At 61.8% G+C, this 15,709-nt stretch carries 13 protein-coding genes; 10 read left to right on the top strand and 3 right to left on the bottom strand.

The window, feature by feature from the left end; genetic code table 11:
- Positions 1 to 34: 34 nt before the first annotated feature.
- From carB to HS961_RS16350, 4 genes are all read left to right on the top strand, one after another.
- Positions 35 to 3,283, top strand: coding sequence for a carbamoyl-phosphate synthase large subunit (gene carB, locus HS961_RS16365; protein ID WP_182323786.1), 3,249 nt, complete (start codon positions 35 to 37; stop codon positions 3,281 to 3,283).
- A 180-nt stretch (positions 3,284 to 3,463) separates the two neighbouring features.
- Positions 3,464 to 3,940 carry a transcription elongation factor GreA gene (gene greA / locus HS961_RS16360; RefSeq protein WP_182323784.1) on the top strand — a complete coding sequence of 159 codons (477 nt, stop codon included), beginning with the start codon at positions 3,464 to 3,466 and terminating at the stop codon, positions 3,938 to 3,940.
- A gap of 27 nt (positions 3,941 to 3,967) precedes the next feature.
- Entirely contained in the window at positions 3,968 to 4,387 is a 420-nt protein-coding gene (locus tag HS961_RS16355; protein WP_182323782.1) for a DUF4149 domain-containing protein, read from the top strand.
- Positions 4,388 to 4,433: 46 nt separating this feature from the next.
- Positions 4,434 to 5,318, top strand: a complete 885-nt coding sequence (locus HS961_RS16350) for a Kdo hydroxylase family protein (protein WP_182323780.1) — start codon at positions 4,434 to 4,436, stop codon at positions 5,316 to 5,318.
- A 90-nt stretch (positions 5,319 to 5,408) separates the two neighbouring features.
- On the opposite strand, the gene HS961_RS16345 is transcribed toward HS961_RS16350, so the two are convergent.
- Both HS961_RS16345 and HS961_RS16340 read right to left on the bottom strand, forming a co-directional pair.
- A complete protein-coding gene (locus tag HS961_RS16345) occupies positions 5,409 to 6,128 on the bottom strand; it encodes a glycosyltransferase (RefSeq protein WP_182323778.1) in 720 nt (239 codons plus the stop codon).
- Positions 6,129 to 6,153: 25 nt separating this feature from the next.
- Positions 6,154 to 6,627, bottom strand: coding sequence for a YhbY family RNA-binding protein (locus HS961_RS16340; protein ID WP_182323776.1), 474 nt, complete (start codon positions 6,625 to 6,627; stop codon positions 6,154 to 6,156).
- A 32-nt stretch (positions 6,628 to 6,659) separates the two neighbouring features.
- On the opposite strand from HS961_RS16340, the gene HS961_RS16335 reads away from it, so the two are divergent.
- The 6 genes from HS961_RS16335 (at position 6,660) to HS961_RS16310 (ending at position 13,969) form a co-directional block, all read left to right on the top strand.
- Positions 6,660 to 7,331 (top strand): RlmE family RNA methyltransferase, encoded by a 672-nt coding sequence (locus HS961_RS16335; protein WP_182323774.1) that lies wholly within the window; start codon positions 6,660 to 6,662, stop codon positions 7,329 to 7,331.
- A 136-nt stretch (positions 7,332 to 7,467) separates the two neighbouring features.
- Entirely contained in the window at positions 7,468 to 9,390 is a 1,923-nt protein-coding gene (ftsH, locus tag HS961_RS16330; protein ID WP_182323772.1) for an ATP-dependent zinc metalloprotease FtsH, read from the top strand.
- Between the two features lie 61 nt (positions 9,391 to 9,451).
- On the top strand, positions 9,452 to 10,309 hold the full coding sequence (gene folP / locus HS961_RS16325) for a dihydropteroate synthase (protein WP_412101601.1): 858 nt from the start codon (positions 9,452 to 9,454) through the stop codon (positions 10,307 to 10,309).
- A gap of 126 nt (positions 10,310 to 10,435) precedes the next feature.
- Positions 10,436 to 11,770 carry a phosphoglucosamine mutase gene (gene glmM / locus HS961_RS16320; RefSeq protein WP_182323770.1) on the top strand — a complete coding sequence of 445 codons (1,335 nt, stop codon included), beginning with the start codon at positions 10,436 to 10,438 and terminating at the stop codon, positions 11,768 to 11,770.
- 199 nt (positions 11,771 to 11,969) lie between these two features.
- Positions 11,970 to 12,800: a GNAT family N-acetyltransferase gene (locus HS961_RS16315; protein ID WP_182323769.1), complete on the top strand. Its 831-nt coding sequence runs from the start codon at positions 11,970 to 11,972 to the stop codon at positions 12,798 to 12,800.
- A 194-nt stretch (positions 12,801 to 12,994) separates the two neighbouring features.
- On the top strand, positions 12,995 to 13,969 hold the full coding sequence (locus HS961_RS16310; protein WP_182323767.1) for a 2-hydroxyacid dehydrogenase: 975 nt from the start codon (positions 12,995 to 12,997) through the stop codon (positions 13,967 to 13,969).
- 48 nt (positions 13,970 to 14,017) lie between these two features.
- On the opposite strand, the gene HS961_RS16305 is transcribed toward HS961_RS16310, so the two are convergent.
- Positions 14,018 to 15,538 carry a Ppx/GppA phosphatase family protein gene (locus HS961_RS16305; protein WP_327012001.1) on the bottom strand — a complete coding sequence of 507 codons (1,521 nt, stop codon included), beginning with the start codon at positions 15,536 to 15,538 and terminating at the stop codon, positions 14,018 to 14,020.
- Positions 15,539 to 15,709: the final 171 nt, after the last annotated feature.

Genomic DNA, 15,709 nt, shown 5'->3' with positions numbered 1-15,709 from the left:
GCCAGCCAGCGCGCGCGACTGCAAGGCGAGCCTCATGTCTAAACGCACAGATCTCAAAAGCATTCTCATCATTGGCGCTGGCCCGATCATCATCGGCCAGGCCTGCGAATTCGACTACTCCGGCGTGCAAGCCTGCAAGGCACTGCGCGAGGAGGGCTACAAGGTCATCCTGATCAACAGCAACCCTGCGACGATCATGACCGACCCGGCCACAGCCGATGTCACCTACATCGAGCCCATCACCTGGCAAACGGTCGAGAAGATCATTGCCAAGGAACGTCCCGATGCGATTCTGCCCACCATGGGCGGCCAGACCGCGCTGAACTGCGCGCTGGACCTGTGGAAGCACGGCGTGCTCGACAAATACAAAGTCGAGCTGATTGGCGCCAAGCCCGAAGCCATCGACAAGGCCGAAGACCGCCTCAAGTTCAAGGATGCGATGACCAAGATCGGGCTGGGCTCTGCCCGCTCGGGCATTGCGCACACGATGGAAGAGGCCTGGGATGTGCAGCGCCAGGTGGGCTTCCCCACCGTGATTCGCCCCAGCTTCACCCTGGGCGGCACCGGCGGCGGCATTGCCTACAACCCGGAAGAATTTGAAGTCATCTGCAAGCGCGGTCTGGAGGCATCGCCCACCAATGAGCTGCTGATTGAAGAATCGCTGCTGGGCTGGAAAGAGTACGAGATGGAAGTGGTGCGCGACACCGCTGACAACTGCATCATCGTCTGCTCGATCGAGAACCTGGACCCCATGGGCGTACACACCGGTGACTCGATCACCGTGGCCCCTGCCCAGACCCTGACCGACAAGGAATACCAGATCCTGCGCAATGCCTCGCTGGCTGTGCTGCGCGAGATCGGTGTGGACACCGGTGGCTCCAATGTGCAGTTCTCGATCAATCCCAAGGATGGCCGCATGGTCGTCATCGAGATGAACCCCCGCGTGTCGCGTTCGTCGGCACTGGCCTCCAAGGCCACGGGTTTCCCGATTGCCAAGATCGCTGCCAAGCTGGCCGTGGGCTTTACCTTGGATGAGCTGAAGAACGACATCACCGGTGGCAAGACCCCGGCGTCGTTCGAGCCGACCATCGACTATGTGGTCACCAAGATCCCACGTTTCGCCTTCGAGAAATTCCCGACGGCCGACAACCGCCTGACCACGCAGATGAAGTCCGTGGGCGAAGTGATGGCCATGGGCCGGACCTTCCAGGAATCGTTCCAGAAGGCGCTGCGCGGCCTGGAAGTGGGCGTGGACGGCATGAACGAGAAAACCCAGGACCGCGAGATTCTGGAAAAGGAACTGGGCGAGCCCGGTCCCGACCGTATCTGGTACGTGGGCGATGCCTTTGCTGCTGGCTGGTCGCTGGACGAAGTGCACAACATCACCAAGATCGACAAGTGGTTCCTGGTGCAGATCGAAGAGATCATCAAGCTGGAACTGGCGCTGGACAAGCACACCGAAGCCCAGGGTGATGACAAGGCGCTGGCCGCGCTGTCGGCCGAAGACCTGCGCAGCCTCAAGCAAAAGGGCTTCTCGGATCGCCGCCTGGCCAAGCTGCTGCACACCACCGACAAGGCCGTGCGCGAAGCGCGCCATGCGCTGAATGTGCGCCCGGTGTTCAAGCGCGTCGATACCTGCGCGGCCGAGTTCTCGACCAACACGGCCTACATGTACTCGACCTACGACGAAGAGTGCGAAGCCCAGCCCAGCGACAAGAAAAAGATCATGGTGCTCGGTGGCGGCCCCAATCGCATCGGCCAAGGCATCGAGTTTGACTACTGCTGCGTGCACGCAGCGCTTGCGATGCGCGAGGATGGTTATGAAACCATCATGGTCAACTGCAACCCCGAAACCGTGTCGACCGACTACGACACCTCGGACCGTCTGTACTTCGAGCCCGTGACATTGGAAGACGTGCTGGAAATCGTGGCCGTTGAAAAGCCCGTGGGCGTGATCGTGCAGTACGGCGGCCAAACCCCGCTCAAGCTGGCGCTGGCGCTGGAAGAGGCCGGTGTGCCGATTGTCGGCACCACGCCGGACATGATCGACGCGGCTGAAGACCGTGAGCGTTTCCAGCAGATGCTGCAAACCATGAACCTGCGCCAACCGCCGAACGCGACGGCGCGTACCGAAGCGCAGGCGATGGAACACGCCCGCGAGCTGGGCTACCCGCTGGTGGTGCGCCCGAGCTACGTGCTGGGTGGCCGCGCGATGGAGATCGTGCACGAAGAGCGCGATCTGGAGCGCTACATGCGCGAAGCGGTGAAGGTGTCGCACGACTCCCCGGTGCTGCTGGACCACTTCCTGTCCAACGCCATCGAATGCGATGTGGACTGCGTGCGCGACCGCACCGGCAAGGTGTTCATCGGCGGTGTGATGGAGCACATCGAGCAAGCGGGCGTGCACTCCGGTGACTCGGCCTGCTCGCTGCCGCCTTACTACCTGAGCAAGGCCACGGTCGACGAGATCAAGCGCCAGACCGCAGCCATGGCCGAAGGCCTGAATGTGGTGGGCCTGATGAATGTGCAGTTCGCCATCCAGGAGCGCGACGGCAAGGACATCATCTATGTGCTGGAAGTGAACCCTCGCGCCTCGCGGACGGTGCCGTTTGTCTCCAAGGCCACCGGCATCCAGCTGGCCAAGGTGGCAGCACGCTGCATGGTGGGCGATACGCTCGAAGAGCAGGGCATCACCCAAGAAGTGACCCCGCCTTATTTCAGCGTCAAGGAAGCAGTATTCCCCTTCGTCAAGTTCCCCGGTGTGGACACCATCCTCGGCCCCGAGATGAAATCCACCGGTGAAGTGATGGGTGTGGGCAAAACCTTTGGCGAAGCCTATGTCAAGAGCCAGATCGGTGCCGGCACCAAGCTGCCGCGCTCGGGCAAGGTGTTCCTGACCGTGAAGAATGCAGACAAGCCACGTGCGGTGCAGATCGCCAAGGAACTGGCTGCGATGGGCTTCCAGCTCTGCGCCACCCGGGGCACGGCTGCGGCGATTGCCGACGCCGGCGTCGAAGTGCAGACGGTCAACAAGGTGACCGAGGGCCGCCCGCACATTGTGGACATGATCAAGAACAACGAAATTGCGATGGTCATCAACACCGTGGAAGAGCGCCGCAACGCGATTGCCGACTCGCGCGCCATCCGTACCAGTGCCTTGCTGGCCCGCGTGACCACCTTCACCACCATCTTTGGTGCCGAGGCGGCCGTAGAGGGACTGCGCAACATGGACGATCTGGAGGTGTACTCGGTGCAGGAGCTGCACGCCAGCCTCACGCAGTGATGCTTTAAGCACTTGCCGATTTTTGTTCCAAGGCTCAAAAATCGGCATAATAGAGACTGCCTCGCAACCGCCGCGCTCCCCAGCGCGGCGGTTTGCTTTTGAATCCCCGCCGCATAGCAGGCGGATGTCTACCAGGTGCCAGCGCCATCGCTGGCATCGCGACTGTTTGTGGAGACCGAGATGGCCACTATCCCAATTACCAAGCGCGGTGCAGAAAAGCTCAAAGAAGAGCTGCAACGCCTCAAGACCGTGGACCGCCCCGGCGTTATTGCAGCGATTGCCGAAGCACGCTCGCATGGCGACCTGAGCGAAAACGCCGAATACGATGCCGCCAAGGACCGCCAGGGCTTTATCGAAGGCCGTATCCAGGAGGTGGAATCCAAGCTGTCTGCCGCGCAGATTATCGACCCTTCGCAGGTCGATGCCGGCGGCAAAGTGGTGTTTGGCGCCACCGTGGATCTGGCTGACGAAGACAGCGGCGAGCCGGTGACTTACCAGATCGTCGGTGAAGATGAGGCCGATCTCAAGCAAGGCCTGATCAACGTATCCAGCCCCATTGCCCGAGCCCTGATCGGCAAGGAAGAGGGCGACACCGCTGTGGTGCAGGCGCCGGGTGGTGAGCGCCGCTACGAAGTGGTGGGCGTGCGCTACCTCTGATGCGTTAACCCTGCCCAGGAGCCTGTGATGACCAACCGCCTGCCCGTATTTGCCGCAGCCCTGTGGTGGGGCAGCCTGTCGGCCATTGGCTTCCTGGCCGTGCCCATGCTATTTGCCAACCTGCCCCAGGCATCGATGGCCGGCTTTATGGCCGCCAAGCTGTTTGCCGCGCAAACCTGGGTGTCAATCGCTTGTGGCCTGGCGCTGCTGGTGGTGGCCAAGGACAAGGCCTCCAACACCATCCAGCCCTGGGCCCGTGCGGCGCTGGGCTTTGTGTTGGCAGGCATGCTGATGGCGCTGGTGGTGCAGTACGGTGTATCGCCCAAGATTGTGCAGCGCGAGAACCTCAAGTTCTGGCACGGCCTGGGCACCTTGCTGTATGCGCTGCAATGGCTGTGCGCTGCCGTGGTGCTCTGGCGTACATCCGCACTGCCACCGCGGGCTTGATCTGGCCCAAGGCGATGGCATCTGGCCGCGCTACACTGGGCGGGCCATGCAATCTCCTATCGTTTCCATTGACGCCAATGACTGGCGCAACACACCCGGCCGTACCGAATGGACGGCCGCCGTTGAATCGGGCAAGGTGCTGTATTTCCCCCAACTGGCATTCACGCTGTCCGAGCAGGAAAAAACCTTGCTGCGGCCCGATGTGCGCGACCCCAAATCGCGCAACATCAGCCTGAATGTGGATGGTGCCATCAAGGGTGTGGCCGGCGATGCCGCGACGCAAGCTGCGGTGGCGGCCATGGTGACGCGCTTTCGTGCGCAGGCCACTGCCTTGATTGCGGGTTTGTTCCCCGATTACATGCCCCTGGTGCGCATGGCACCCACCAGCTATCGCCCCTCGCAGGTGGAGACCCGTGCGCAGTCCTGGCGTGCCGATGACAAGCGCATGCATGTCGATGCCTTCCCTTCGCGGCCCAATTACGGTGAGCGCATTTTGCGCGTGTTCAGCAATGTGAATCCCGATGGCCAACCCCGGGTCTGGCGGGTGGGCGAGCCCTTCGAGGATGTGGCGCGCAAGTTTCTGCCGCGTGCCAAGCCCTATGTGGCCTGGCAGGCCAAGGCCTTGGCCATGCTGCATGTCACCAAGTCCTTGCGCAGCGAATACGACCACCTGATGCTGCAGTTGCACGATGGTATGAAGGGCGACATGGACTACCAGCGCAACGCGCCGCAAGAGACCATGCCCTTCGCTGCAGGATCCAGCTGGGTTTGCTTTTCCGACCAGGCGGTGCATGCCGTGATGTCCGGCCAGTACATGCTGGAGCAGACCTTCTTCTTGCCGCCGGGCAAGGAGTACAACCCCGAGGCCAGCCCACTGGCGATTTTGACGCGCATGCAAGGCCATCCGCTGGTGGCGGCAGCGCAGCGATAAATCTGTGGTCCCAGCCCGTATGAAAGTGGGCATAGAAAAAGGCGTTGATCGCAGGGATCAACGCCTTTGTTTTTTGTTCAGCAAGAGAGCTTAGCCCCAGGCCTTTTCAATCCAGCGCGCAGGCTGGATATGGTGAAAGCGCTTGTTGCGCAGGCCCTGCAGGGCGTCGGGTGGGTTCACCTCGCCGTGGAAGATGACGATGCGTGCATCGGCCGGCGGCACCGGCTCCTTCCAGTAGTTGCTGGGCCAGGCGGGGATGCAGTAGTACTTGAAGCTCGGGCACCAGGCAGCAGGCCAGTAATCCAACTTGCCTTGCGCATGCAAAAAGTGCGACAAATACTCTTGCTCATTGCGGTACTGGGCACGCAGCTGGTCCGTGTTGGCACGGAAGTTCTCCAGCACATCAGCATGGGCGCCCAAGGTAAAACGGTAGACCGAGGAGTTGCCGACAATGCGTGTGCCAAAGCGCCAAAAGCGGGGGTAGTCATGGATGATGCGAAACTCGCCCGGCAGGCTGAAGAATTCGTCCATGCTGCCCACGACCACCACATCCAGATCCAGGAACAAGGCCTGGCCGTGGAGGCCGTGGAGGTCGCGCTCAAAGGTGGTGAGCTTTTTCCAGGCGCCATCACGCTGGCCGGGGGCCAGGTGGATGTTCAGGTCCGGAATCGGCAGGCATTCCACTTCGCTGCGAATCCCTTGCGTGTCATCGGTCAGGCAGACAAAGCGAAAATCGCCACTCAGATGGCGGCGCACCATGGCGTAGAGCCGATTGACATAGTCGGGGCCATATTTGGTACCCCATTTCATGCAAAGGATGTGGCGATCGGTCACACTAGCTGCCCTGCTGCTTTTTCACCGATTTTTGCTTGGGCTTGGCGCGCTTGACCTGGCCGCCGGCCGTCAGGCGCTGGTTGCCCAGAATGCGGATCTGCTTGATCTCTGGCTTTTGCCAGACATTCTTGCTGAACTTGAGCACCTTGACGTCGCGCGGACCGGCTTTGCGGTCTTCATCGATCTGCTTTTCCTTCTCGGGCATCGGGCGCCAGAGGACCAGCAGCTTGCCGATGTGCTGGATGGGCGCTGCATTGAGCGAGTCGGTCAGCTTCAGGAAGATGGCTTCGCGGTTGGCGCGGTCATCAGAGAAAACACGGATTTTGATCAGGCCATGGGAATTCAAGGCCAGATCGACCTCTTTTTCGACGGCTTCAGTCAAGCCGTCACCGCCAATCAGAACCACGGGGTCGAGGTGGTGGGCTTCGGCGCGGTGCTCGCGACGTTGGGCGGGAGTGAGTTGTATTTGGGGCATAGCCCGTATTATCGGGGCTCCCGGGAGAAAACATGAAAGTAAGTACTAAAACCAAGAAGGTCAACAAGACTTGGATCAATCAGCATATCAACGATCCCTATGTACGCGCTGCGCAAAAGGAGGGCTACCGAGCCCGTGCGGTCTACAAACTCAAGGAGATCGATGAGCATTTCAAGCTGATCCGGCCGGGTGATGTGGTGGTGGATCTGGGCTCCACCCCAGGCGCCTGGAGCCAGTACGTCCGCCGCCGCCTGTCGCCTGATGGCGCAGCGGTGGGCGCACTCAATGGCGCCATCATCGGCTTGGATATGCTGCCGATGGAGCCGATCGAAGGCGTGGACTTCATCCTGGGGGATTTTCGCGAGCAAGAGGTGCTGGCGCAGCTGGAGGCGACCCTGGCCCATCGCAGGGTGGATCTGGTGATCTCCGACATGGCTCCAAATCTGTCCGGGGTGGAGACTGTGGATTCCGCGCGTATTTCACACCTGATTGAGCTGGCGGTGGACTTCACCTGCCAGCACATGAAGCCAGAAGGCACCTTGGTGGTGAAGCTGTTCCATGGCAGCGGCTACTCGCAACTGGTGGACCTGTTCAAGCAGACCTTCCAGGTCGTCAAGCCTTATAAGCCCAAGGCATCACGCGATAAATCCTCCGAGACCTATTTGCTGGGCATGCGCCTCAAGCCCGAAGCCTTAAAACACTGAGACAATAGGCGGCATCGGCAATCCTGCGTGCCACCAAGGGGAAAGCGCAAGCCTTCCCCCTTGAAAGTCCTAAAATAGCGCATATCTGACAAAGCAGATTCTGTATCTTTTCTGATTTCCACCTACTGGAGCCCCCTTGAACAATCAGTGGTTTTCTAAGGTCGCCGTATGGCTTGTCATTGCCATGGTGCTGTTCACCGTGTTCAAGCAATTGGACAACCGTTCAGGCGCCAGCGCGAACAAGGTTCCGTATTCCGAGTTTTTGCAGGACGTCCGCAATGGCCGCATCAAGACCGCGACCCTGCAGGAGAGCCCTGCTGGCACGGTGATCACGGCCACCACGGGCGACGATCGCAAACTCCAGACTACGGCGACCTACATGGACCGTGGCCTGATTGGCGACCTGATCAACAACAACGTCAAGTTTGACGTGAAGGAGCGCGAAGAAGGCTCGCTGCTGATGAGCTTGCTGATCAGCTGGGGCCCCATGCTGCTGCTGATCGGCGTTTGGGTCTACTTCATGCGCCAGATGCAAGGCGGTGGCAAGGGCGGCGCGTTCAGCTTTGGCAAGTCCAAGGCGCGCATGCTCGACGAAAACAACAACACCGTCACCTTTGCCGATGTAGCCGGTTGCGACGAGGCCAAGGAAGAAGTCAAGGAAGTGGTGGACTTCCTGAAGGACCCGAACAAGTTCCAGAAGCTCGGTGGCCGTATCCCGCGTGGGATGTTGTTGGTGGGCCCTCCTGGTACCGGTAAGACCCTGCTGGCCAAGTCCATCGCGGGCGAAGCCAAGGTGCCTTTCTTCTCGATCTCCGGCTCCGACTTCGTGGAAATGTTCGTTGGCGTGGGCGCGGCCCGTGTGCGCGACATGTTCGAGAACGCCAAGAAGAATGCGCCCTGCATCATCTTCATCGACGAAATCGATGCCGTCGGCCGCCAGCGTGGCGCCGGCATGGGCGGTGGCAATGATGAGCGTGAGCAAACCCTGAACCAGATGCTGGTCGAGATGGATGGTTTCGAGACCAATATGGGCGTGATCGTGGTGGCTGCCACCAACCGCCCTGACATTCTCGATGCCGCCTTGCTGCGCCCCGGTCGTTTTGACCGCCAGGTCTACGTGACGCTGCCCGATGTGCGTGGCCGCGAGCAGATCCTGAACGTGCACATGCGCAAGATCCCTGTCGGCCAGGATGTGAACCCGAACATCATCGCGCGTGGTACGCCCGGCATGTCCGGTGCCGACTTGGCCAACCTCTGCAACGAAGCAGCACTGATGGCAGCACGCCGCAATGCCCGCACCGTGGAGATGCAGGATTTTGAAAAGGCCAAGGACAAGATCTTCATGGGCCCAGAGCGCAAGTCTGCGGTGATGGACCCGGAAGAACTGAAGAACACCGCCTACCACGAAGCCGGCCATGCGTTGATCGGCAAGCTGCTGCCCAAGTGCGATCCCGTGCACAAGGTCACCATCGTGCCGCGCGGCCGTGCGCTGGGTGTCACCTTCACCTTGCCTGAAAAGGACCGCTACGGTTACGACAAGGAATGGGCGCTGAGCCGCATCGCCATGCTGTTTGGTGGCCGTATTGCCGAAGAAGTGTTCATGAACCAGATGACCACTGGCGCTTCGGATGACTTCAACAAGGCTACGCAACTGGCGCGCGACATGGTCACCCGCTACGGCATGACCGATGCGCTCGGACCGATGGTGTACGCTGAGCAAGAGGGCGAGCCCTTCCTGGGTCGCTCGATGAGCAAGCCCAGCAACATCAGCGAAGAGACCATGCAGAAGGTAGACGCCGAAGTGCGCCGCATCATCGATGAGCAGTACAGCCTGGCGCGCCGCCTGATCGAAGAGCACAGCGACAAGATGCATGCGATGGCCAAGGCCATGCTGGAATGGGAAACCATCGATGCTGAGCAGCTGGACGACATCATGGCTGGCAAGGCGCCTCGTCCTCCCAAGGACTGGACGCCGCGCAACCCACCGTCGAACAGCAATGACGGCGGCACCGGTGGTAGCCCCACCGTGGTGACGGAGCCCGCACACAATCCTGTGTGATCGCGAACCACCGCAACGAAAAGCGCTCATGGAGCGCTTTTCTTTTTGGAAGAGAACTCTGATGCGCCATTGGCAAACCACCCGCTTTCGTATTGATCTGGCCCAGCCGCAGGTGATGGGCATTGTCAATGTCACCCCGGATTCGTTTTCTGACGGTGGCAGCCATGAAGGCGTATCGGCCGCCATGGCCCATGCCGAACAACTGCTGGCTGATGGCGCGCATATGCTGGACATCGGCGGCGAATCCACCCGCCCCGGCAGCCCTGCAGTGCCCTTGGATGAAGAGCTGCGGCGCGTGCTGCCGGTGGTGAAAGCTGCTGTGGCCTTGCAGGTACCAATCTCCGTCGATACCTACAAGCCCGAGGTGATGCAGGCGGTGCTGGACCTGGGCGCCGACATCATCAACGACATCTGGGCCTTGCGCCAACCCGGCGCGCAGGCCGTGGTCGCGGGCCACCCGCAATGCGGCGTCTGCCTGATGCACATGCATGCCAACCCACAGACCATGCACCAGCAGCACATGGCGGCACAAGGCGATGTGACGGCCGAGGTGCTGGAGTTTTTGCAGACCCATACCCGCAACCTGGAGGCGCTGGGCGTGCAGGCCGGGCGCATCGTTTGGGATGCGGGCACCGGCTTTGGCAAAAGCCTGGGCCAGAACTTTGCACTGCTGCAGCAGCAGCCGCGCCTGGCTGCCGCTGGCTACCCCTTGCTGGCCGGGTGGTCGCGCAAGGGCTCGCTGGGCAAGATCACCGGCCGTCTGGTGACCGAGCGCATGCCCGCCAGCATTGCGGCAGCGCTGCTGTCGGTGGAGCATGGCGCGGCCATTGTGCGGGTGCATGATGTGCGCGAGACTTGCGATGCACTGGCCGTGCTGCAGGCCATGCGTGCGCCACAAGCTTTGGACCTGCAAGGCTGACAGCGATTGGCTTGGCCCGCGTTGGTCAGGCGCTACACTCATAAAGCCGTTGGCATGGCGCAGGCGCAACCGCGAAGCGAATTCGTCTTTTCGCCTGTATCTCTGGCCCTTACAACAAAGAACACTATGGCACGACAGTATTTTGGAACCGATGGCATCCGTGGCACGGTAGGCAAGCCTCCGATCACCCCCGACTTTGTGCTGCGCCTGGGCCATGCGGTCGGCCGCGTGCTGCGCCGCGAGCAGGAGCGCCCGACGGTGCTGATTGGCAAGGACACCCGCATCTCGGGTTATATGCTGGAGAGCGCGCTGGAGTCCGGCCTCAACTCTGCAGGTGTCGATGTGGTGCTGCTGGGCCCCTTGCCCACCCCTGGCGTGGCCTACCTGACGCGCGCCCAGCGCGCCAGCCTGGGCGTGGTCATCAGTGCCAGCCACAACCCTTTTGATGACAACGGCATCAAGTTCTTCAGCGCCGAGGGCACCAAGCTGCCCGACAGCTGGGAAGAATCGGTCGAGGCAGCGCTGCTGGAGGGCTTTGACTGGGTGCCTTCGACCGAGTTGGGCAAGGCGCGCCGGCTCGACGATGCCCCTGGCCGCTACATCGAATTTTGCAAAAGCACCTTTGACCACCGCCTGAGCCTGCGCGGTCTGAAGATCGTGGTCGATGCAGCACATGGTGCTGCCTACCATATCGCACCCAAGGTCTTCCATGAGCTGGGGGCCGAGGTCATCACCATTGGCTGCAGCCCGGATGGCCTCAATATCAACCAGGACGTGGGTGCCACCCACCCTGATGCCTTGGTTCGCTCGGTGCGCTCCAATAGCGCCGATCTGGGCGTGGCGCTGGATGGCGATGCGGACCGGCTGCAACTGGTCGATGCCAAGGGTCGGCTCTACAACGGCGATGAGCTGCTGTACCTGATGGCCATGGACCGCCTGCGCAGGGGCAAAAAGCTGCCTGGCGTGGTGGGCACCTTGATGACCAATCTGGCGGTGGAAGCGGCCTTGAAGGCGCAGGGCGTGGAGCTGGTGCGTGCCAAGGTGGGTGACCGCTATGTGTTGGAAGAGCTGCAGCGCCGCAACTGGGTGCTGGGCGGCGAAGGCTCGGGCCACCTGCTGGCGTTGGACAAGCACACGACCGGCGATGGGCTGGTCAGTGCTCTGCAGGTACTTCAGGCTTGCGTGAGCCGTAACCAGAGCGTGGCTGAGCAGCTGGATGGCGTGAACCTGTGCCCGCAGGTGCTGCTCAATGTGCGACTGAAGCCGGGCCAAGACTGGAGCCGCAACACCCGACTGGCCGAGCTAGAACGCAGCATCACCGCAGATTTTGCCGGCCAGGGCCGGGTGTTGATCCGTGCCAGTGGTACCGAGCCGCTGCTGCGGGTGATGGTCGAGGCCTTTGATGCCGCCCAAGCCAGCCGCTGTGCCGAGCAATTGGCCGAGGTGGCCCGCCAGTCCTGAGTCCCTTCCAGTGCCTCGGCGGGGCTGGCCGAGGCACTGTTGCTGCATCGCCCCATCATGCAACTGTCATCGATTGCACATGGCACTGTCATAGGGCGGCAGGACACTGAAGGCGCTCTGTACCAGCCCGTCGAGCAGCCGGGGCCGCATAGCGGTCTGGCACCATGCAAGGGCGGCAGGGCGCTTTAGGAGCTCTGCCATGCATAACAAACACAGTTTTTTCAGCGCATCCGAGACCAGCATCGCGACGACCTCGGTGCCCCAACCGCAGGCACCGCTGTCTGCAGCCGCAGCGGCCGCCAACCCGCTGGATATCGAGGTCTCCTGGGCCTGCCACCTCGATGAGGTGCGCGAAGCCCAGCGCCTGCGCCACCAGATTTTTGCCGGCGAGATGGGCGCGCAGCTGCAGACCAGCCTGGAAGGCCATGATGTCGACGGCTTTGATGACTACTGCGAGCATTTGCTGGTGCGCCAGGGCCAGAGCAAGCAGGTGATCGGTACCTACCGCCTGCTGACCCCCGCCCAGGCCCTGCGGGCCGGTCGCACCTATTCCGACGGAGAGTTTGACCTGAGCGCCATTGATGCATTGCGCCCGCGCATGGTTGAGCTGGGCCGCAGCTGCGTACACCCGGACTTCCGCCAGGGCGGCGTGATCATGGCGCTGTGGGGTGCGTTGGCCAGCTTCATGCTGCGCAACAAGCTCGATGTGATGATGGGCTGCGCCAGCATCCCCATGTGGCATAACGGTATCGTCAGTGGCGATGCCGCTGCCAGCATCTGGCGCCAGCTGCGGGCCAAGGGCCAGATCTCTCAGGAATACAGCGTGGTGCCACACCTGCCGCTGCCGCTGGAGCAGCTCAACGACCAGGTCGATGTCGAGCCGCCAGCGTTGATCAAGGGCTATCTGCGGGTCGGCACCGAGGTGATCGGTGCGCCGGCTTGGGATCCAGACTTCAATACCGCCGATCTGCCGATGCTGATGCAGCTCGACCGCCTGCCTCCGCGCTACCGCAAGCACTTCCTGGGTTGATGGCGGAAGCCGCTTGCGAGCGCCCAGCATCCCGTCCGCAGGATGCCTGGCGCAAGTGACGGTTCACCTCCCTGGTCCATTCCAAGGCGGCAACGTAGGCATACAGAATGGATTCACATAGGCCTAGTGGAAAGTCCTCATAATCAAAACACTGCTTGTGGTACAGGCAGTGTTTTTTGTTATCCAAAGGACCTATGGTGAGCTCTCTCTCGCAATCCCCACAATCGCCGATTACCTTGCTGGTGTTCAATCCCATGGCCGAGCCGCTGCTCGAACAGATCCGTGCGCATGCGGACCTGGTGTATGCACCGACGCCGGAGCTGCGGGCCAGCGCGGTGGCCAGCCATGGGGCCCAGGCACAGGCCGTGCTGACTATTGGCTCGATTGGCCTCACGGCCGAAGAAATTGCCCAGATGCCGCAATTGCGCTTGGCCTGCACCTTGGGTGCGGGCTATGAGGGCCTGGCGCTGGATGCGCTGCGTGGGCGGGGCATTGTGCTGGCGACCGGGGCAGGTACCAATGACACCAGCGTGGCCGACCACAGCTTTGGCTTGATCCTGGCATCGATGCGCAACTTCCGCACGCTGGACCAGCAAGCCCGTGCCGGTGTGGACCGCTACAGCCTGGCCCATCCTCCCAGTGTGTCGGGCAAGAAGCTGGGCATCCTGGGCCTGGGCAATATCGGCCTGAAGATCGCCAAGCGCGCCGAGGGCTTTGACATGCCCGTGGGCTACCACAACCGCCAGCCCAAGGCCGGCGTGGCACCGCGCTATTTTGATTCGCTCAAGGCGCTGGCCAGCTGGGCCGATATCCTCGTCTGTGCCACGCCGGGCGGCCCAGGCACCAAACACTTGGTCAATGCCGAGATTCTGCAGGCGCTGGGCCCCCAGGGCTACCTGATCAATATTGCTCGGGGATCAGTCGTGGATACGCTGGCGCTGGCTGCCGCATTGAAGGACGGTACCATCGCCGGAGCCGGCATTGATGTGTATGAGAGCGAGCCGCATCGCCCTGAACCGCTGATCGACCTGCCCAACATCCTCATCACGCCCCATGTGGCGGGCTGGTCACCCGAGGCTACGCAGGCAAGCCTGGCGCAGTTTATCGGCAACCTGACTGGCGTGTTCTCCGGTCAAGGTGCCGTGGCGCCCGTGGACTTGGGTGCCTAAAGAAGTGAAGAACACCCGGAGCGTCACCGATCCGGGTGTGCAGGGCCTTTATTTGGCGGCGATGCTCAGCGCCTGCTTGAACTGGAAGGGGTAGGGGGTCTTCAGCCAGGCCAGCACTTCCTCTTCCAGCAGGTAGGCGGACTGGGGAAATTGCTCTACCCAGCCGGGCGACACCTTGAGCGACCATTTTTCGGTCTTGTCACGCAGGCAAATCTGGTCGAGTGCCGGATCGCGGCGTGCATGGCAGAGCAGGGTAGCCAGGCGCAGGCACAGCAGCTCCAGGGCAAACTGTGGGTCTTCCAGGAAGGGTTCCACCTTGCGCAGCTTGCCGCGCTGCGCCAGCACCAGTGCGGCCAGGTGGGACAACTCCGTCTGCGTAAAGCCGGGCACATCGCTGTGGCCCAGCACATAGGCGCCGTGGTGGTGGTGGTCGGTGTGGGAGATCAGGCAACCGATTTCATGGAGCTGGCTGGCCCAGTCCAGCATGGACGACTGGAGCTGCGCAGGCTCGGTCGCACCCGCATAGCGGCGTGCCTGCTCGAACAAGGTGGCGGCGGTGCGCTGAACCCGGCCCGCTTGGGTGCGGTCCACCTGGTAGCGCTCTTTGAGGGTGGCTATCGTGCGGTGGCGGATATCGCTGAATTCCTCGTGCTGCACCATGTCGCGCAGCAGGCCTTGGCGCAGCGCGCCGCTGGCGATGCGCAACTCGTTGATCTGCAACAGGTCAAAAACGGCGCAGAGCACGGTGACACCGCCGCCGATCACCGCACGCCGCTCTTCCTTGAGCCCTTCGAGCCGCAACTGGCTGGCATTGCCAGCCGCCAGCAATTGGTCACAGAGCCAGTACAGCTGCTCGCGGGTGACCACATCGGGCTCTCCGCCATGCAAGGCCAGCACATCGGCAATGGCATTGGCCGTACCCGAGGTGCCATAGGCGCAATCCCAGCTGCCAGGCACAAAATGGTGGGCCGCTTCTTCCATCACCGCCTGGGCGGCGATCTGGGCAGTCTTCAGCGCTGATTTGCTGAACTCGCCCTGCGGAAAATAGCGCATCGACCAGGCGACGCTACCTACGGGGAAGGAGGCCACGCGCTGCGAGGTATAGCGCTGGCCCAGAATCAGTTCGGTGGAGCGGCCGCCAATGTCGACCACCAGGCGGCGCTCGTCGGACGGGGGCAGCGAATGGGCGGCACCTTGGTAGATCAGGCGCGCTTCTTCAGGGCCGGAGATGATGCTGATCGGGTAGCCCAGAATCTGGTTGGCGCGCTGGATGAAGACATCGCTGTTGCGCGCCTCGCGCAAGGTTTGGGTGGCTACGGCGCGGACGTGGGCGGCCGGAAAGCCTGCCAGCCGCTCGGCAAAACGCGCGAGGCAATCCCAGCCGCGCTGCATGGCCTCAGGGGTCAGCAGGCCTTGCTCATCCAGGCCGGCGCCCTGGCGCACCATTTCCTTGAAATATTGCACGCGTTCAATGTGGCCGGCGGCATAGCGACCGATTTCAAGCCGAAAACTATTGGATCCCAGATCCACGGCGGCGAGCAAGGTGCCATCAAGCATAAGTGTCGTCATCTATCAGTTCTGCAGTCGAGGCAGGCAGCATAGCACCTGGGTTAGAAGTGCGGCCGCTATACAACGGCCTGCTGACAAAACTTTGAAAGTAAGTCTTTTCCGTGAATCCAATATGACAGTCCTGTGCAGTGTTGTTGTGTGACATCGATGGCCTTTCGAGGCAAGATGACG

The sequence above is a fragment of the Comamonas piscis genome (genome assembly GCF_014109725.1).
In the GTDB taxonomy this organism is placed as follows: domain Bacteria; phylum Pseudomonadota; class Gammaproteobacteria; order Burkholderiales; family Burkholderiaceae_C; genus Comamonas; species Comamonas piscis.
The sequence above is the reverse complement of the archived record's forward strand: the minus strand, read 5'-3'. Positions and strand labels throughout refer to the sequence as shown.